Origin of the sequence: Streptomyces camelliae (assembly GCF_027625935.1) — a bacterium.
Taxonomy (GTDB): domain Bacteria; phylum Actinomycetota; class Actinomycetes; order Streptomycetales; family Streptomycetaceae; genus Streptomyces; species Streptomyces camelliae.
In genome coordinates, this window is record NZ_CP115300.1 from 5994189 (window position 1) to 6011953 (window position 17765).

Sequence of the window (17765 nt, forward strand, 5' to 3'; positions counted from 1 at the left end):
AGACTGCTGTACTGCTGCGCCCGTCGCCGACCGGACCTCAACTCCCCGATGATGGCGCGGGATTGATGGCCTCACTGCTCCCGCCCCGGGTGGCGGCGGCGGAGGTGTTCGGACACGGGGACGAGGAGTGGTGGGGAGCGCTGCTGCCCGCCGAGGCGCGGCTCATGGCGGGCGCGGGGGCCAAACGGCGGCGGGACTTCGCCGGGGTGCGGGTGTGCGCCCGGCGCGCGCTGCGGGTGCTCGGCTTCGGGCCGGTGCCCGTGCTGCCGGGTCCGCGGGGAGAACCGCGCTGGCCTGCGGGTGTCGTGGGCTCGATGACGCACTGCGCGGGCTACCGGGCGGCGGTGGTGGCCCGCCCCGAGACGGGCCTGGCCGGACTCGGCATCGACGCCGAGCCGCACGCCCCGCTCTCCCCGGATGTGCTGGACATGGTCGCGAGCCCCGCCGAGCGCGCGCATGTGGCGATGCTGGCCGACGGCTGGCCGCGGGTGCACTGGGGACGCGTGCTGTTCTGTGTGAAGGAGGCGGTCTTCAAGGCGTGGTACCCGCTGGCCCACACCGAACTCGGCTTCCTGGAGGCGGAGGTGGCGTTCCAGGTGAACGGCGACGGCTCCTCCGGTGGTGTCACGGCCGAGGTGCGGCGGCCGGGCCCGTTCACCGTGGTCTCGGGCCACTGGCGGGTCGCCGATGGCGTGATCGCGACCGCGGTGGTGGCGGAGGCGGCCGCGGCCTGGAAATCTGCCCAGCCACCGGCGGCCTGATCCGCAGCGCCCTGTGCCCATCCTGTCTCTTTTTCAACCAACGACGTCCAGGAGGAAGAAACGATGCGTCTCGCCGATGCCCGTGTGGAGTGCGTGACCGAGATCGCGGCCGCGCCGCAGCGGGTGTGGGAGCTGGTCTCGGACATCTCCACCTCGGCCCGGCACAGCCCGGAACTGCAGGAGGTGGAGTGGCTCGACGGGGCCGAGGGCCCCGCGGTCGGCGCCTGCTTCTCCGGCCGCAACCGCAACAGCGGGCTGGGGGAGTGGCGCACGGTCAGCCGGGTCGCGCGGATGGCGGAGCAGCGCGTCTTCGAGTGGGAGGTCGTCCACTACAACGACCGCCGCCACGGCGAACCGCTGGCCGTCTGGACGTACACCCTGGAACCGCTCACCGACGGCTCCGGCACCCGCCTGCGACACGGCATGCGCTTCGGCTCGGCCCACGGCCCCATGCACGAGGTCGTCGAGCGGTACCCGGACCGCGAGGAACAGATCATCGACGGCCGCCTCGCCCTGCTGCGCACGGGCATCGAGCGGACCCTGGCCGGGGTGAAGGCGGAGGCGGAGGGAGTTCCGCTGCCCTGAGGGGTGGATGGGGAAGTCCCCGGCCGGTGTCCGGTCCGGGGACTTCCTTCCGTGCGTCGGGTGGTGCTGTCACCACCACCCGTCGTCGTCGCAGATCACCCGGAAGCTGCCCACGACGCCGTGGTGACCGAATTTGCCGTCGCCGTCGCCGTCACGGTCGGAGCCGAATTCGCCGTCGTGGCCATGGGGCTTCACGCCGAAGGTCGCGCTGCGGGGTCCCACGATGGCGACCGGAGCGCCCCCGTCGCAGTTGAAGCCCCGGAAGACCTCGACGGTCCTCCTGCTTTCATTGAGCACATTGAAGCTCTTCGCGCCCAGTCCGCTGGCCACGGTGATGCACCCCTCGATGGAGCCGGGGAACGAACGTTCGTTGATGAAGATCCTTCCGAATCTTCTGTGGCCGTGACCGCGTCCACCGCCGCCGTGACGTCCACCGCCGTCGCGCCAACCACCGCCGTCGCGTCCACCCTCACCGTCGCGTCCACCGCCGCCGTCGCGTCCACCGCCGCCGTCGCGCCCACCGCCGTCACGGCCCCCTTCGTCGCGGCCCCGGTTTCCGCCCCCGCCTCCGCCCCCGTTCTTGGCGCCCGAAGGAGCTGCGGCAGAAGCGGCAGAAGCGGCAGAAGCGGCAGAAGCTGCTGATGCGGCGTGCTGCGCAGGCTGGGCGGCGTGGGGGGCCGGTTGGGCCGGGTGGTGGGCCGGTTGGGCGGGGTGGTGGAGCGGTTGGGCTGCCCGGTGGACAGAGGGGGAGGCCGGGGTGGACTCGACGGTCGAGGCGTAGGTGATGCCGGCGGCTGCAAGGACGGTCGCGCCTACTCCGGCGCCGACCACAGCGAAAGCACGCGAGGGCATGGGCACTTCTCTCTTTCTCATGTGCGTCGGCCGGACGGACGACCGACCTGCGATGAACGTACCGATAGCTCAGATAACCGGCATTCCGGGCCTGTCCAAGGTGTGACGCTGTGAGGCCAACCGGGTGTCAGGGCTTCAGGGCGCTACACGACTGCAGCCGTAGGGCATCGGCAAAGACCCCGGCAGGGTTCGACCCGCGGCACCCGCATCGGGAGTCGTGGATGTCAGCCGGCCCCTCGACACCTGAGGTCGCCCGCCCTGCTCGTTCGGGTGCGTATCTCGCGCAGGTTCCGGCCCGGGTGCCCAGGCTTGAACTCGCGATGTGTCCCCTGGTGGAGGTGGAAGATCATGCCGACGTACGTCGCGTTGCTGAGCTGGACTGATCAAGGGATCCGGAACTACAAGGACACCGCGAAGCGCGCCGAGAGCTTCGCCTCAGCGGTACAAAAACTCGGTGCGAAGCTCGTGAGCATCTACTGGACCGTCGGTCCGTACGACCTCGTGGCCATTGTTGAGGCGCCCGACGACGAAACAGGGGCGGCGGCACTTCTGCAGCTCGACGGGGTGGGCAACGTCCGTTCCACGACTCTGCGGGCCTTCGGCACAGAGGAGATGGAGCACATCATCGCCAAGGCGGCCGGCTGACGACCACCACGCGCATATCTGGACGTTCAGCGCACACCGAAGGGCAAGGCGACCTGCGGCGGGGAGCTGACGAGTGCAGGCGCACGCTTTCCAGGTCTGTTGGTGGCTTGCGGCGCGACGTGCAGGGACGTTCACCTGCGTCCATGGTCGGCTGGCCGCCGACGCGGGGACGGCTCGGGGTCTCGTCCGAGCGGCCATGAACGAGGCTGAACGAGGCTGAATGCGACGGAAACGCGGCGCTCGCTGCAACTATTCGGCGGTGTACCCGTGCTGCCGATCGAGCGCTCGCCACGTCTCCGTGGCTGACAGCGTGACTGCGCCGATCCAATCCGGATCGTCAGGGTCGTCCCAGATCGCCGGGTCCTTGAGGACCTCAGGGATCTCCGCGCGGGGTATCGGCGGACCGTACGCCGCGCCTGCCTGTCCGTCCGGTGCGCGCTCAATTCGATGGACGTGCGCCCAGCCGTGGTCGACGAGGCCGAGCACAATGGACGGAAGATCGACAGCGTGGCCGTCTTCGTCCTTGCCACTCGTCGCGTAGGCAAGGATGCCCCACGCCTCGCTGGCGCTGACCATCAGATCGCGCTCCACCGAAGAGAGTGCTGCCCATGGTGAATCAGCCATGTGGAGAGCATGTCACGTGGACCGGTGGGGGAGGCTGCGGCCGCTGGCGCGGGGTATCCCAGCTTGGGAAGTTGAGGCATTTTGAGTGCAGCTGGGGCGATGACCTGGGCGAAGGGTGGGTCTGCCACCTCGTATGGCCGGGCCGTTTTCCCAACTCCCCGCTGTTCCTCGCCTTATCTGGCGCACCTGTGGTGCACGGGCGTTGTCAGTGGCTGCCCGTGCGTTGCGGAGAGTTGGGGCGGTCTGCTGTCTCGGTATGGAGACCTCGCGACCAAGGGGGGTGGCTCAGAAGAGACCCCTGAGCCACGTCGGTTCGCGGATGCCGCCTGGAAGTGCAACCGGCGGATCCTGGACTCGACGGCCGCCACGAAGACCACGCTGTGGACAAGCGGTCCCTGCTGACTCCCGAGCAGGCGGCGACGATCCTCGACTGGATACGACGTTGGCCGCGCGGCGGCAAGCGGCTCTACGCCTTCTTCGCCACGCTGTACTACTGCGGCCCCGGCCCGAGGAGGCCGTAGCCATATGTATGGAGGACGTGAGACCCTGCCCGAGCCCGACGCCGATGACCAGCGGTGCGAGCTGCTGATCCACACGGCGACTCGAAGCTTGGCAAGCAGTGGACCGACACCGGGGAGATCCACGAACAACGCGACCCGAAAGGCCGTGTGGAGGGTGAGGTGCGCACCGCGCGGGGCATCCTGCCCTGACGCTCATCCTGCGGCAGGTCATCGGGGACGAACAGCTCCAGCTGGGTGATCTGCCGTTCCAAGGTGAGCTCGGCGGCATCCTCGCCGGATCCGTCATCCGTCGGGCGTGGCGCAGCGCGCAGAAGCTCGTACGGCCCCCGCACGTCCCCGAGTCGCCCACCAGGCGGCTGACGTACGACAACCGGAACACGCGCCTGACCAAGTGGCTCAACGACGGCATCCCGCCCGCCCAGGTCCCGGAGTGGGCCGGGAACAGTGTCGCCGTGCTCCTGGCCACCTACGCCCGCTGCATCCACGGGCAGCTGCCCGACCTGAAGAAGCGGCTTGAAGCTGACGGTGATCTCTCCGAGCAGCACCCGGCCGGCTGATCCTCAGGTCCAGAACGTCGACACGCATCCGACACGGCCACCCGCGAAACGACGGTCACAGCCGGACAACCCCGGGCTCAGCCCTTGATCACCAAGACGGCACCCGAGGCGCACCCGTGCCGACCCCCCACCCCACCCTGACCAGCAAAAAGCCCTCCCAGAGGGAGGGCTGTGCGCGTGCGCCCCCGGCAGGACTCGAACCTGCGGCCAAGCGCTTAGAAGGCGCCTGCTCTATCCACTGAGCTACGGGGGCCTGGTGGCGGGACCAAGGATAAAGCTCCCTGTTCCTCGACCCTGTCGCTTCGCCTCCGTGGCTCGATGTGGAGGTTCGGTGAAGCGGTCCTGATAATCGCAGGCAGGTACGAATCGTGCACCGCTTTTGGCGTCCGACGCACCGGGTGTTGTGCACTCGTTATGCCTGGACTGTGCCTGCGTCCCAGTAGTCCCTTCTGTCCGTTCCACTCGGTCGGCACGCAGACATGTCCATATGCTTCAGAATTCCCCTAAAATTGGGCATTCTTCGCATGTGGTGACCTTGGACGTACGGCCTCAGCTGCTCGACACACTCTCCGCGCTGCGCGACCGTGTCGCCGCCGCTCGCTTTCCGCTGCCCCTGGCCGGAGCGCCACGCGCGCGTGCCAACCGCGACGAACTCCTCGCGCAACTCGACGACTACCTGGTACCCCGCCTGAGGGAACCCGAGGCGCCCTTGCTGGCCGTCGTCGGCGGTTCCACCGGCGCCGGCAAGTCGACGCTCGTCAACTCCCTGGTCGGCCGCAAGGTCAGTGAGGCCGGCGTGCTGCGGCCGACGACCCGGACGCCGGTCCTCGTCTGTCATCCGGAGGATCATCACTGGTTCAGCGGCATGCGCGTGCTGCCCGATCTCACGCGCGTGTGGTCGGCCCAGCAGGAGGCCGCCGACGACCTCCTGCTGCCCGGCGCGCACCCCGCGCGCGTGCTGCGCGTCGAGACCGCCGAGACCCTCCCGCGCGGACTCGCCCTCCTCGACGCCCCCGACGTCGACTCCCTCATCGCCGACAACCGGGTCCTCGCCGCCCAGCTGATCTGCGCCGCCGACATCTGGATCATGGTGACGACGGCCGCCCGCTACGCCGACGCCGTCCCCTGGCACCTGCTGCGCACCGCCAAGGAGTACGACGCCGCCCTCGTGACCGTCCTGGACCGGGTCCCCCACCAGGTCGTCTCCGAGGTCTCCCGGCAGTACGGCGCCCTGCTCACCAAGGCCGGGCTCGGCGACGTACCCCGCTTCACCGTGCCCGAGCTGCCCGAGTCGGCCTGGGGCGCCGGACTGCTGCCCGCCACGGCCGTCGCGCCCCTGAAGAACTGGCTCGTCCACCACGCCCAGGAGCCCGCCGCCCGACAGCACGTCATGGCCCGTACCGCCTACGGCCTGCTCGACTCGCTCAAGTTCCGCATGCCCGAGCTGGCCGGCGCGGCTGCCGCACAGTACGCCGCCGCCCTCAGGCTCACGTCCGCCGTCGACTCCGCCTACGACAGCGAGCACGCGCGCGTGCACAGCCGACTCCAGGCCGGTGCCGTACTCGCCGGAGACGCCCTCAAGCGCTGGCGCGCCTTCCCGCTGGACTGCACCGCCGGGGAACTCCTCGACGCGCTCGTCGAGAGCCTGGCCGCCCTGCTGCTCTGCTCCGTCACCGCAGCGGACGAGCGCGTCGACGACGCCTGGCGGCGCGAGCCCGCCGGAGCCGACCCGGCCCTCACCGCCGGCGAGTCCACCGTGGAGAGCGCGGAGCACCGCATCGGTATCGCCGTACGGCGCTGGCGGCGCGAGCTGGAGGAGTACGCCGAGGAGGAGTCGCGCGACCTGGAGCGCTCCACCACCCCCGATCCGGAGGCGGTCGCCGCCCTGGTCGCCACCGCGCTGCTGGGCGGGCGCCGGGCGCGCACCGCCGGCGAGGGGCTTGCCGAGCGGCTCGGCGCCCATGGCGCGCTGCGGCTGCGCGACCGGGCCGGCCGGCTTCTGGATGACCACGTGGACCGCGTCCTGCACGCCGAACGCGAGCGGCGCCTCGCCCCGCTCGACGCCCTCGACGTCCATCCCGAGCCCCAGGCCGAGCTCATCGCCGCGCTGTCCGTACTGCAGAAGGAGAGGTGACCGGTGACCGCCGTCACTGACCAGGACCACACGGATCACACCGACCACATGGGGCGCATGGAGCGCATGGAGTACGGCATGGAGTACGACAGCAACGGCCGCGTGGAGCAGGGCGAGGGCACGGACACCGTGGGGGACCGCCGCGCCGGTGCGGACAGTACGGATACCAGGGCTGGGGCCGGGGCCGAGAACGCGGTGAGTGAGCCGTACGCGCGCGTGCGGGACGCCATGGACACCCTGTACGACAACGACATCTACGAGCACGACATCTACGAGCACGACGGCTATGAGGAGGACGAGGGGGGCGAGGAGGACGAGGACCCGGAAACCGGCGATGGCGCCCGCCCTGACCTGTCGCGACGTCCGGACCTGGCCCCGACCTGGCTCCCGACCTCGGACCCGGCCTGGCGTCCGAGCCTGTCGAAGACCCCGGATCAGGCCGCCGTCCCCACGCGCCCGCTCCCGCTCCCACTCCCGCCCCCGCACCCCCGTACCCCCGTCGGCCTCACCCCCCGCGAGCCCGCCACGGAGGCCGAACCCGGCCCCGGGGCGGCCGAGTCGGTCCGATCGGCCGAATCGGTCCGACCCGCCGAATCGGTTGGAGCCGTTGGAGCCGTTGGAGCGGTTGGATCAGTCGGGTTGCCTGAACGGGCCGGATCGCCGAAGTCGCTCGGATCGCCGAAGTCGGCCGGTTCGGCCGAGTCAGCCAGATTGCCGCATTCGGCGGACTCACCGGACTCACCGGATTCACTAGACCCACGAGATTCACCAGATCCACAGGACTCACATCAGGACTCACCAGACTCACCAGACTCATCAGACTCACCGGACGCGGCGGAGTCGGCCGAGGCGTGGGACGACGGGCTCATCGCCCGACGGGTCACGGAGGCCACCGCCGCCGCCCTCGCCGCCGAACGCGCCTCCGTGCTGGACGGAGCGGGCCGCGGCCCGGGCCACCAGACCCCCGCCCCGCTCGCGTACGACGGCCCGCTGCGCTCCCGCCTGGACGCCCTGCGCGAACTGGTCGGGCTCTCCCGCACCCGGCTGGACAGCCACACCCTCGCCGAGGCCGGCCGGGTCCTGGACGAGGCCGCCGCCCGTCGCAAGCTGTCCGGCCGCCACACCGTCGTCGCCATCGCGGGCGCGACCGGCAGCGGCAAGTCACAGCTGTTCAACGCCCTCGCCGGAGTGGCCATTTCGGAGACCGGGGTACGGCGTCCGACCACGGCCGCGCCCATCGCGTGCAGCTGGAGCGACGGCGCCGCGAGCCTCATCGACCGCCTCGGTATCCCGGGCCGGCTGCGCCGCCGTCCGCTGCAGAGCCCGGAGGCCGAGGCGCAGTTGCGCGGGCTGGTCCTGGTCGACCTGCCCGACCACGACTCCGCCGCCGTGGAGCACCGCAAGCAGGTCGACCGGATCCTGAAGCTGGTCGACGCGATGATCTGGGTGGTCGACCCGGAGAAGTACGCCGACGCCGTGCTGCACGAGCGCTATCTGCGGCCCATGGCCGGCCACGCGGAGATCATGTTCGTCGTCCTCAACCAGGTCGACCGGCTCCCCGGCGAGGCCGCCGACCAGGTCCTCGACGATCTGCGGCGGCTGCTGGACGAGGACGGCATCGCCCTCGGCGAGCACGGCGAACCCGGCGCCACCGTGCTGGCGCTGTCCGCGCTCACCGGCGAGGGCGTCGACGAACTGCGCGAGTCGCTCGGTCAGTTCGTGGCGGAGCGCGGCGCGGCGGCCCGCCGGGTCGCGGCCGACGTCGACGCCGCCGCGGCCGAACTACGGCCCGTCTACGTGACCGGGCACCGGGCAGGCCTGAGCGAGGACGCGCGCGAGGAGTTCGCCGCGCGGCTCGCGGACGCGGTGGGCGCCACCGCGGCGGGCGATGCCGCCGAACGCGCCTGGCTGCGCAACGCCAACCGGGCCTGCGGCACGCCCTGGCTGCGGCTGTGGCACTGGTACCGGCGCCGCGGCGAGTCCGCCACGGGCCGCCACCTGGTGCGAACCCAGACCGACGAGGAGGCCACGGCTCGCCAGCGCGTGGAACAGGCGGTCCGTACGGTGTCCGACCGGGCCTCGGCCGGGCTGCCGACGCCCTGGGCGCAGGCGGTGCGCGAGGCGGCCGTACGCGGCTCCCAGGGGCTGTCCGAGGCGCTGGACGAGCTGGCCGGGCGGGCTGGTCTGCCGCCGGGGCGCCCGCCGCGGCCGGGGTGGTGGCCGGCGGCGGTGCTGGTGCAGGCGGCGATGACGCTGTTGCAGGTCGTGGGCGGCCTGTGGCTGACGGGCCAGATCGCCGGTGTCATGGCGCCCAACCTGGGGATTCCGGTGCTGCTGATGGTGTGCGGGATCATCGGCGGGCCGCTGGTGGAGTGGGGCTGCCGGATGGCCGCGAGAGGCCCGGCCCGGCGCTACGGCCAGGACGCGGAACGGCGCCTGCGGGAGGCAGCCGCGGGCTGCGGCCGGGCCCGGGTGCTGGATCCGGTGGCGGCGGAGCTGTTGCGCTACCGGGAGGTGCGCGAGCAGTACGGGCGGGTGATGCGGACCGGGGTGGGGGTCGGGTGAGGGGGTGTCCATTGACGTGGGGTGAACGGCGTTTCCCCTGCTCCGGGGTGTGAGTGAGGGAGCTGTGGACGAGGATCACTCGTCCGGGTGACGGAGTTTTCCACAGGTGGGGTGGTCGTCCACAGAGCTCAGCGGGCCCGGCCCGGCGGCGGCAGTCTGGGGGTGGCGGCGATCGCGGTGCGGTCGCCGGACGTACCAGACACAGCCGTACGGGGCGGGCCCGTACGCGTGCCGCCCGCCGGCCGGAGCGCGCCGGGCGGGGGAGGGGAGCGAGGACATGAACGAGACCATCGTCTGCGTGGTGGGGAACGTGGCGACCCAGCCGGTGTACCGGGAGCTGGCGGCGGGCCCCTCGGTCCGGTTCCGGCTGGCGGTGACCGCCCGCTACTGGGACCGGGAGAAGAGCGCCTGGACGGACGGGCACACCAACTTCTTCACGGTGTGGGCGAACCGGCAGCTCGCGGTCAACGTGAAGGCGTCGGTGGAGGTGGGCCAGCCCGTCGTCGTCCAGGGCCGGCTGAAGGTGCGCACGGAGGTGCGTGACGGGCAGCAGCAGTGGGCCTCCGCCGACATCGACGCCGTGGCGATCGGCCACGACCTCTCGCGCGGTACGGCGGCCTTCCAGCGCGCGGCCAGGCCGGAGACGCAGCCGACGGCACCGAGGCCGGAGCCGAACTGGGAGACACCGCGCCCGGCGGACCCCGCGGCCGAAGCCGCTGAACAGCCGCGGCCCCAACGGACGCGGGAGCCGGCGTTGGTGACGTGATGTCGGTGGTCGGCCCCGGCAGGTGTGGGGACGCCGTCCGACCACCCAACACCCCGCCCGAACCGGTGGATTTGTCGATATGCGCAGCTCATGGACGGTCCCGGCGATAACGATTCCGGATCGGATCGGCCATCGGATCATCCGACCGGCAGGAGAGGCTCCGCGTGATCCATAAGATGCCGGGCATGCCCCTCGGGGCCGCCGATTCTGCTGGTGGGACCGTCCCCCACGTCCAACGGGTCCTGCTCGAAGGGGAATTCTGTGCTTCCTGCGTTCTCTGGGTTCCGCCGGTCCGCCCTCGTGGCCCGCCTGGCCGCCGCCGCGACGGTGTCCGGCATCGCGGCGGCCGGTGTGCTGTCCGGCGCCGGCACGGCCGTGGCCGAGGGGATATCGCAGGCCGAGGGCGGCGCGACGGCCACGATCAACGGCCTGAAGACCTACGGCGAGGCCGTGGTCCACGAGGCCGGCGGCGAACAGCGGGTGGCGGCGGGCCTGTTCGAGATGTCCGTCGACGGCGGCGGAACCCTGCAGACGTACTGCGTCGACCTGCACAACCCCACCCAGCGCGACGCCCACTACCAGGAGACACCCTGGAGCGGCACCTCGCTGGGCACCAACAAGAAGGCCGGCAAGATCCGCTGGATCCTGCAGAACTCCTACCCCCAGGTCAACGACCTCGCCGCGCTGGCCCGCAAGGCGGGCGCCGGCAACCTCACCGAGCAGGACGCGGCGGCCGGCACCCAGGTGGCGATCTGGCGCTACTCCGACGGTGCGAAGGTCGACGCCGTCGATCCGCAGGCCGAGAAACTCGCCGACTACCTGGAGAAGAGCGCCCGCGACCTCGCCGAGCCGCAGGCCTCCCTCACCCTGGACCCGCCGGCGGTCTCCGGCCGGCCGGGCGATCTGCTGGGCCCGGTGACGGTGCACACCAACGCGTCCGGTGTCGCGGTCAGCGGGCCGGCGGACGCGGCGACCACCGGGGTGCGGATCATCGACAAGACCGGCAAGGTGATGACGACCGCGAAGAACGGCAGCCGGCTGTACTTCGACATCCCCGAGGACGCGGCGGACGGCACGGCCCAGCTGACCGTGCAAGCATCCACCACCGTCCCGACGGGCCGTGCCTTCACCTCCGACAGCCGCAGCCAGACCCAGATCCTGGCCGGTTCCAGCGAGTCCACGGTGTCCGCGACCGCGAGTGCCAACTGGGCGGCCGAGGGCGCGATACCGGCGGTGTCGGCGCGCAAGAACTGCGCCAAGGACGGCGTGGACATCACCGCGTCCAACAGCGGGGACAAGCCCTTCACCTTCGAGCTGATGGGCGCCGAGCACACCATCCCGGCGGGCGCCACCCGCACGGTGACGGTCCCGCTCCAGGAGGACCAGGCCTACGACTTCACGATCACCGGCCCGAACGGCTTCGCCCACCGCTTCACCGGTGTCCTCGACTGCAAGACCCAGGGCGCGATCACGACCGAGCAGGCCAGGATCCACAACGACCCCCGCCCCGCCACGATCGGCGGCACCACGGCCCCCGACACCAACCTCGCCGCGACAGGCGGCTCCGCGATCACCCCCCTGATCGCCGGCGCGGCCATCGGCTTGGTCGTCATCGGCGGCGCGGTCCTGGTGATCCTGCGCCAGCGCGAACAGCGGAACGACTCATGACCATCCCCGACAGCGCCGGACCAGCCACCCTCACCAGCCACGAAGCCCCAGGTCAGGCGTCAGCCACCTAACGGTTTTCCGCCCAGGGGCGGCCGTACGGCAAGATGGGGTGTTACTTGCCAGGGGAGGGCATGAAAAGGCCCCTCACCAGCAGTTTCCTTGCCGATGAGGGGCCGTGTTGGGCAGCTTGGCCCGTCTGTGGGCCGTCGGCGGGGGAGGAGCGCTTCAGGAACCGATTGCGGGTGGCTCGCCGGCCGGGCTTCCGAGGCCGAGGTCGGCGCGCATCACGGCGCGCATACCTTCCCAACGCTGCCAAAGCCGAACGAAGTCTGCCCGTATTTCGTTGAATGAGCTTCTTCAGCGTTGCCGCTCCAGGGCGAGGACGGCTTTGGCGATTGACGTCATGCGGATTGGATCGCATCGGGATCTGCGGAAGATCCGCCATGCCTTCAGGCACGCCACGCCGCGCTCGACCGATGCCCGTGCCGCGGCCAGGGCCCGGTTGACGGTCTTCTCGGTGGGGGTGAGTTCCTGCAAGGCCCTGCGTTTGATGGCGGTACAAACTCAGGGGCCGCCGCCCTGGTAGGCGAGATCGGCCAGGATGGGGACGCCCTGGCGCTCGCAGATGCGGATGATCCGGTGGGTGCGGGCAGCGGTCAGGTCGTGAGCTCGGCCCGGCAATGCGGGTGACAGCCACAGCAGTCGGCCGTCCGGATCGGTGACCACCTGCACGTTCACGCCGTGCCGACGGTGCTTGTGGGAGGAGTCGGCCCGGCTGTCACCGACCCGGTCGCACTCGGCGAGAGTGCCGTCCAGTAGGACGAAGTCCACATCGGCCTCGCGCAGGACCTTCAGCAGACCCGGCGCACGTTCGGCGAGCAGGTGGATGACCAACGAGGCCCCCGAGCATCGTGGTTGAGTCGTCAGACATCTCGATCAACAGCTCGGGGGCCTCGCTCGTTGCGCTTCGTGGACCGTCACCTGATCGGTGGCCAGCTCGAAGAAGCTCATTCAACGTCGTTGACCGTTCAGACGGGACCGGAGGCGGTAGCCGCCCCATAGGATCGGTCGCCCATGAACGCCCCCGTCCGAGGCCCTCAGAGCCATCACCTCAGTTGGAAAGCGTGGGCCTGCTCCTGCGGTAGTGCCGTACTCAGTGCGCGGCCGACGCAGGCAGGTCTCTCCTTGGCCATCGACGAAGCCCGACCGTTGGTTAGGTCCCGGACTGTACCCGGGCCGCCCCCAGACAGAGCCGGGGATGCAGCTGCTCTTTAGAGCTGGACACCTCGGAAGCCGGCCGCGCGTCTGAGACCTTAGCCATGCGCACTGACAACGCGCCCCTACGAGCACAACCTCTGACACTGTGCGGCTCGCACCACGAGCGCACCAGATCGGACGGGAACAGCGGGGAATCACGGTGAACGCGGTCAAGCCCTATGAGGCCCGCCCTGACCGTTCGCCCAGGTCAGTGCCCGATCCGCCCCCGAAGGATCGCAGCTTCCCGAGCTGAGAGTCCGGCTCTACCCAGCGTCTCAGGTTCGCTGTAGATGAATCCGCATCTCTTCGATCAAGGCTGTCCGGGCCTGGCGGGCAGCTCGCCAGGCCCGGACGTACTCCGAGGAGTCTGGGGCGTGTCCAGCAACCACCGTGTCATGGAAATCGAGCACGCTGAGGGTGGCGCGGCCTGCCTTATCGACGAGCGTCCGTTGCGCCACCCGTTCCAGATGTTGCTGTGCCGCGTACACGCCGTGCCCTCCGACCGAGACGTGCCCCGTGCCTGCTGTACGGCGGCGCAGCACGGGAGTCCGCCAACCGCCAGTGCCTGCGTTCCAGTTCCCACAGTGCCACCGCAGACCTGGCGATCACCTCTAAGAGCGTGAGTTGACACCTGAAGCATCTTTACAGACCGTCACATGTCGGGCACGCTTCGCCCATGAAACCTGCACGGCGTTCAGCGATCGCTTCGCTGTACGTTCTTCTTGCCTGCACGCTCGCCGGTTGCAGCAGCGGCTCGCATAAGACCAGTAGTCTCCCGAACATTGCCGCCAGGGGCATAACGCCAACGCCCGCGAACGTACCCGGCACAGTCGGCTATCTCTACGCAGACGGAAGCGAAGTCGACGGGACTGCTGCATGATCGGGTGACAGCGGGGTTTATGCAGCCACAGCTGCGGGTGGGGTCATGATGGTCTCGTACTCGACGGGGGTCAATCGGCCCAGGCGTCGTTGCCGTCGGCGCCGGTGGTAGGTCCGCTCGATCCAGGTGACGATCGCGATCCGCAACTCCTGGCGGGTGGCCCAGACGCGGCGGTCGAGGACGTTCTTCTGCAGCAGTGCGAAGAAGCTCTCCATTGCGGCGTTGTCGCCGGCGGCCCCGACCCGGCCCATTGAGCCGACCAGGCCGTGCCGGGTGAGGGCTGCGGCAACCTTGCGGGAGCGGAATTGCGATCCGCGGTCGGAGTGCACGATGCATTCAGCAGCGGGGCCGCGGCGGGCGACGGCGGACTCCAGCGCGGCCACCGCGAGGCGGGACTTCATCCGGGCGTCGATGGAATAGCCCACGATACGGCCGGAGTACACGTCCTTGACCGCGCACAGATACAGCTTGCCCTCGCCGGTCGCGTGCTCGGTGATGTCCGTGAGCCACAACCGGTTCGGCCCGTCCGCGGTGAAGTTCCGCCGTACCAGGTCATCGTGGACTGGTGGCCCGGCTTTGGCGTTCTTCCCGCGGCCCCTGCGTTTGCCGAAGGCACTCCACCAGCCGTTGTCCCGGCAGATCCGCCAGGCGGTCCGCTCTGCCATCACCTCACCAGCGGCGCGGGCCTCGTCGAGAAGGAAGCGGTGCCCGAACTCGGGATCGTCGCGGTGCGCGTCGAACAGGGCGTTGGCCCGGTATGCCTCGGTCAGTTCGGCGTCGGTGGCGGGCCGGGCCAGCCACCGGTAGTAGGGCTGGCGGGCCAGCCCGAGCACCCGGCACGTCACCGCCACCGGCACCCGGTAAGGGGCATCGGCGGCGGCCAGCTCGCGGACGAGCGGGTACATCATTTTGCCGGCAGGTTCGCCTGCGACAGATACGCCGCAGCCCTTCTGAGCACCTCGTTCTCCTGCTCCAGCAACCGGATTCGCTTGCGGGCCTCGCGCAGCTCGGCCGACTCACCCGACGTCGTTGCGGGCCTGACGCCCTCATCGGTCTCGGCGCGGCGCAGCCACTTCGACAACGTGATCGGGTGGACGCCGAAGTCGGCGGCGATCTGTTCCAGCGTGACGCCGGGCTCGCGGTTGCGCGCGACCCGCACGACGTCCTTGCGGAACTCCTTCGGATACGGCTTGGGCACTGCAACATCCTTCCAGGCCGCTTCTCAGCAAGCCAGGTCAGGTGTCACCAAACCCTGCAGCAGTCCCGACTATCTGGAGTGGCAGTCGGATGCGATGGGCACGTTTCAAGGCACTGGGTTGGATGCCACCGTCACGGGCAGCGTTCCGAACGAGCAAGTGTCCATCAGCAGAAGCAACTTCGACGGGCGGCTCAACGCCTCCACAGTCACGCTGTCATATATGGGGAACAGCGCCCACGGCGTCCTGTCCGGTGACACGCTGACCATAAACGTCGTCACCCGTGATGGCACCATCCGGCCGTTGACCTATCACCGAGCCTCCGACGGCGAGTACAACGTAGCTCTCGCCAAGCTGAAGGGCTCGGTCAGCCAGGCAAATGCCCAGGAGAACCTCGCCGAGAGCCAGGCCGGCGCAGTGCAGACGGTGGCCAAGGACTACCAGGCCGTGAGCGCCGATGAGTCCAGTCTGGGCAGCGACTTGACTAACTTGGGTAATGACGTCACCAGCGCGGAAACCGACCTCACGAGCGAGCACACCGATGAGCAGAACGTGCTCACGGAGGCAAGAAGCGGTACGGACAACAGCAGCGTGTGCGGCGATGCTTCAGGCGTCAGCGGAGACGCCTCTGGTGTCTCTGGCGATGCTTCAAGCTTCTCAGGGGACCTGCAGGGCATTACCACCGACCTGTCCACGCTGCACGACGAAGCCACCAAACTCAGCAGTGATCTTCAGGCGCTGCTCAAGGTTGAACCGAGTTATGCGGGCGACGGAAGCAACCCGTCACCAAGCGATGTCCAGCGCGCTGTGTTCGGGGCCTCATCGGCAGCCTCCGAAGACGTGAAGGGGGCAAACCATGATATTGACCAAGAGAACGCGACCGTGGAAACCGCGTACGGATATGCGGCAGATGCCTCGAAAGCCGGGAACTGCGACGTCGCAGCCGACGGCCCCACGCCCATTGGACACATCTCGTCACCGTTCGACGGACAGAGCGGAGCCTCTGCCTGAGTAAAGAGCCGTGTCTACCGACCCTTGCACCAGCAATTGAGGAAGCCCTATGAGCCCTGTCTATGTACGCATCGGGAACAACCGGTCCGCGTACCACACTGACCTTGACTGTCCCTCGCTTAACGGAAAGCAGGACACATACATGGGCCGGGAATCGATGCCCGAGGACGAGGCCAAGAAGCAGGGGCTCAGGGCCTGCCAACACTGCAAGAGGTAGCTGTGCAAGCGCCACGGCTGTGCAGCCACCAGGCCGCGACCAAAGCACCGACGGTCGAGACGGCAACGCTGACGGCAACGCGCGCGGACGACGGCGGTCCCCGGGCGCTTGTCGCGGAAACGGCACGTGGCTGCCGGGCTGCGCCACTGGGGCGTGCCCGCATCTTCCAGGCGCCTGGTCGCCAGCAAGGTCAGGTTGTGCGGGCCCAGGCCGCGCCAGATCGTGCGGGTGGCCGTCGTAGACCACGCCGGCCCGCGCGATCGGCTGCGGGCGCTCCGTCCCTGGGCCGCACGAGGTCACCCGACGCCGACCGATAACGACAGAAGCCCACGGCATCTGAGCGGTCGGAGTCGTGGGCTTCCTCAGGCCCGCTGCCAGCTGAAGGGCCGGCTATGGGCCAGCGAGTCAGGCCGCACTGAGCAGGCTGTAGCCGCTGAACGCGCCGTCCCCTTCAAGAGTGATGAGGATCGCCCACTGCCAGAAGGTAACCGCGGCTGGTTGCAACGCGGAGTACGTCTCGCAATGCACCGGTCAGTTCCTTGGCCAGCCGCCGGAGGTCCTCCGGGCCCTGGTCGTGGTCGTCGAGGGTGTCCGAGGCATGCTCCAGCAGCTCGGTCGCCCGAAGAGCCGTCCGCCTCCCGGATCGGCCTAGGATCTTCTGTCATGGACATCGTGGAGCTTCTCCTCATACTGGGCCTCTTCGCGGGGATCGCGAGCGTTCAGAGCCGTCTCTCCGGCATGGACAAGTGACTGGTGCGCATTGAGGGCCGACTCGCTCTGATCGCCGACCGGTTGGGGCTGGAGGAGTCGGACGAACAGCGCGCGCAGCGGGAGCGGGTCGAGGCGCTGGTGCGCGAGGGCAAGCAGGTTGCGGCGATCAAGGCGTACCGAGAGATGACCGGTGCTGACCTGAAGGAAGCCAAGGACGCGGTGGACCGGATGGGCGGCCGCTAGTCGCTACGGCGTCGTGGTCTGGCGATGTACGGCGTCGTGGTCTGGCGATGTACGGCGTCGTGGTCTGGCGATGTACGGCGTCGTGGTCTGGCGATGGGTGGGTACGCGTGGCCCGCGGGCCCGAGTGTGCCGGCAGCAGACGCGGTCCGGCGTAGCTGGGCGGCGACTGTCGCGGCTCTGCCGGTAGGGACCTGGGTTACCGGAGAGGTCATCGGCCGCCAGCCCTTCGGTGTCTTCATGCGAATAGACGGTGTACGTGACTAGACGGTGTATGTGACGCTGTCGCCCTGGCTGAGATCACGGCCATGCCGCACGGGATGGAGCTGCCCGCCCTCGGGGTCTCCGTCGAGGGGGAGGTCCGCCGGCACGCCCACAGCCACCAGGTGAGAGTCCGGCTCGATGAGTGGCCGGCAGCTGGCGAGTGATCGCTCCCGGGCCGTCCCTGGGTCGTGCGAGGGCACCCGAGGCCACCCAATGGCGACCGACAGCGACAGACGAGCCACCGCCGCAACCCACGAAACCCCAGGTCACAGCCCCCCAACCAAACGGGTTAACACCCAAGCCTGGCGTTC

14 protein-coding genes, 1 tRNA gene and 1 pseudogene are annotated in these 17765 nt (G+C 69.7%); 11 read left to right on the forward strand and 5 right to left on the reverse strand.

Going from position 1 to position 17765, the window contains the following annotated elements; all coding sequences use genetic code 11:
• The first annotated feature begins 65 nt into the window (after positions 1-65).
• Positions 66-761 (forward strand): 4'-phosphopantetheinyl transferase family protein, encoded by a 696-nt coding sequence (locus O1G22_RS27465; protein WP_270083763.1) that lies wholly within the window; start codon positions 66-68, stop codon positions 759-761.
• Positions 762-824: 63 nt separating this feature from the next.
• A complete protein-coding gene (locus O1G22_RS27470; protein ID WP_270083764.1) occupies positions 825-1346 on the forward strand; it encodes an SRPBCC family protein in 522 nt (173 codons plus the stop codon).
• Between the two features lie 69 nt (positions 1347-1415).
• Here O1G22_RS27470 and O1G22_RS27475 read toward each other — a convergent pair whose 3' ends face one another.
• On the reverse strand, positions 1416-1676 hold the full coding sequence (locus O1G22_RS27475; RefSeq protein ID WP_270083765.1) for a hypothetical protein: 261 nt from the start codon (positions 1674-1676) through the stop codon (positions 1416-1418).
• Positions 1677-2546: 870 nt separating this feature from the next.
• Here O1G22_RS27475 and O1G22_RS27480 point away from each other — a divergent pair.
• Complete coding sequence (locus O1G22_RS27480) at positions 2547-2843, forward strand: GYD domain-containing protein (protein ID WP_270083766.1); 297 nt, start codon at positions 2547-2549, stop codon at positions 2841-2843.
• A 249-nt stretch (positions 2844-3092) separates the two neighbouring features.
• Here the strand turns inward: O1G22_RS27480 and O1G22_RS27485 are convergent, their stop codons facing one another.
• A complete protein-coding gene (locus tag O1G22_RS27485; protein ID WP_270083767.1) occupies positions 3093-3467 on the reverse strand; it encodes a hypothetical protein in 375 nt (124 codons plus the stop codon).
• Positions 3468-3847: 380 nt separating this feature from the next.
• Between O1G22_RS27485 and O1G22_RS27490 the strand changes: the two genes are divergently transcribed.
• Positions 3848-3988, forward strand: coding sequence for a hypothetical protein (locus O1G22_RS27490; RefSeq protein ID WP_270083768.1), 141 nt, complete (start codon positions 3848-3850; stop codon positions 3986-3988).
• A 452-nt stretch (positions 3989-4440) separates the two neighbouring features.
• Entirely contained in the window at positions 4441-4545 is a 105-nt protein-coding gene (locus tag O1G22_RS27495; RefSeq protein WP_270083769.1) for an integrase, read from the forward strand.
• A gap of 180 nt (positions 4546-4725) precedes the next feature.
• Here O1G22_RS27495 and O1G22_RS27500 read toward each other — a convergent pair.
• Positions 4726-4798, reverse strand: a tRNA-Arg gene (locus tag O1G22_RS27500).
• A 273-nt stretch (positions 4799-5071) separates the two neighbouring features.
• Between O1G22_RS27500 and O1G22_RS27505 the strand changes: the two genes are divergently transcribed.
• From O1G22_RS27505 to O1G22_RS27520, 4 genes are all read left to right on the forward strand, one after another.
• Positions 5072-6679, forward strand: a complete 1608-nt coding sequence (locus O1G22_RS27505; protein ID WP_270083770.1) for a dynamin family protein — start codon at positions 5072-5074, stop codon at positions 6677-6679.
• A gap of 639 nt (positions 6680-7318) precedes the next feature.
• Entirely contained in the window at positions 7319-9244 is a 1926-nt protein-coding gene (locus O1G22_RS27510; protein ID WP_428986512.1) for a YfjP family GTPase, read from the forward strand.
• A gap of 277 nt (positions 9245-9521) precedes the next feature.
• Positions 9522-10010 (forward strand): single-stranded DNA-binding protein, encoded by a 489-nt coding sequence (locus O1G22_RS27515; RefSeq protein ID WP_270083771.1) that lies wholly within the window; start codon positions 9522-9524, stop codon positions 10008-10010.
• 261 nt (positions 10011-10271) lie between these two features.
• Positions 10272-11678 carry a Cys-Gln thioester bond-forming surface protein gene (locus O1G22_RS27520; protein WP_270083772.1) on the forward strand — a complete coding sequence of 469 codons (1407 nt, stop codon included), beginning with the start codon at positions 10272-10274 and terminating at the stop codon, positions 11676-11678.
• Positions 11679-12035: 357 nt separating this feature from the next.
• Here O1G22_RS27520 and O1G22_RS27525 read toward each other — a convergent pair.
• Positions 12036-12575 (reverse strand): annotated as a pseudogene (locus O1G22_RS27525) (transposase family protein); the annotation flags it as partial.
• A gap of 1257 nt (positions 12576-13832) precedes the next feature.
• A protein-coding gene (locus O1G22_RS27530) for an IS3 family transposase (RefSeq protein ID WP_270083773.1) occupies positions 13833-15013 on the reverse strand; the annotation gives its coding sequence in 2 pieces (ribosomal slippage) (positions 13833-14726 and positions 14729-15013; 1179 coding nt in all).
• Here O1G22_RS27530 and O1G22_RS27535 point away from each other — a divergent pair.
• A complete protein-coding gene (locus O1G22_RS27535; RefSeq protein WP_270083774.1) occupies positions 15006-16022 on the forward strand; it encodes a hypothetical protein in 1017 nt (338 codons plus the stop codon). The two genes, O1G22_RS27530 and O1G22_RS27535, sit on opposite strands and share 8 nt — an antisense overlap.
• 970 nt (positions 16023-16992) lie before the next feature.
• Positions 16993-17193, forward strand: a complete 201-nt coding sequence (locus O1G22_RS27540) for a ribosomal protein L7/L12 (protein WP_270083775.1) — start codon at positions 16993-16995, stop codon at positions 17191-17193.
• Positions 17194-17765 lie beyond the last annotated feature (572 nt).

What these genes read in the sequence shown, in the direction of transcription:
- O1G22_RS27465 (WP_270083763.1), top strand. Translation starts at nt 66, where the DNA reads ATGGCCTCACTGCTCCCGCCCCGGGTGGCGGCGGCGGAGGTGTTCGGA.
- O1G22_RS27515 (WP_270083771.1), top strand. Translation starts at nt 9,522, where the DNA reads ATGAACGAGACCATCGTCTGCGTGGTGGGGAACGTGGCGACCCAGCCG.
- O1G22_RS27485 (WP_270083767.1), bottom strand. Translation starts at nt 3,467, where the DNA reads ATGGCTGATTCACCATGGGCAGCACTCTCTTCGGTGGAGCGCGATCTG.
- O1G22_RS27470 (WP_270083764.1), top strand. Translation starts at nt 825, where the DNA reads ATGCGTCTCGCCGATGCCCGTGTGGAGTGCGTGACCGAGATCGCGGCC.
- O1G22_RS27480 (WP_270083766.1), top strand. Translation starts at nt 2,547, where the DNA reads ATGCCGACGTACGTCGCGTTGCTGAGCTGGACTGATCAAGGGATCCGG.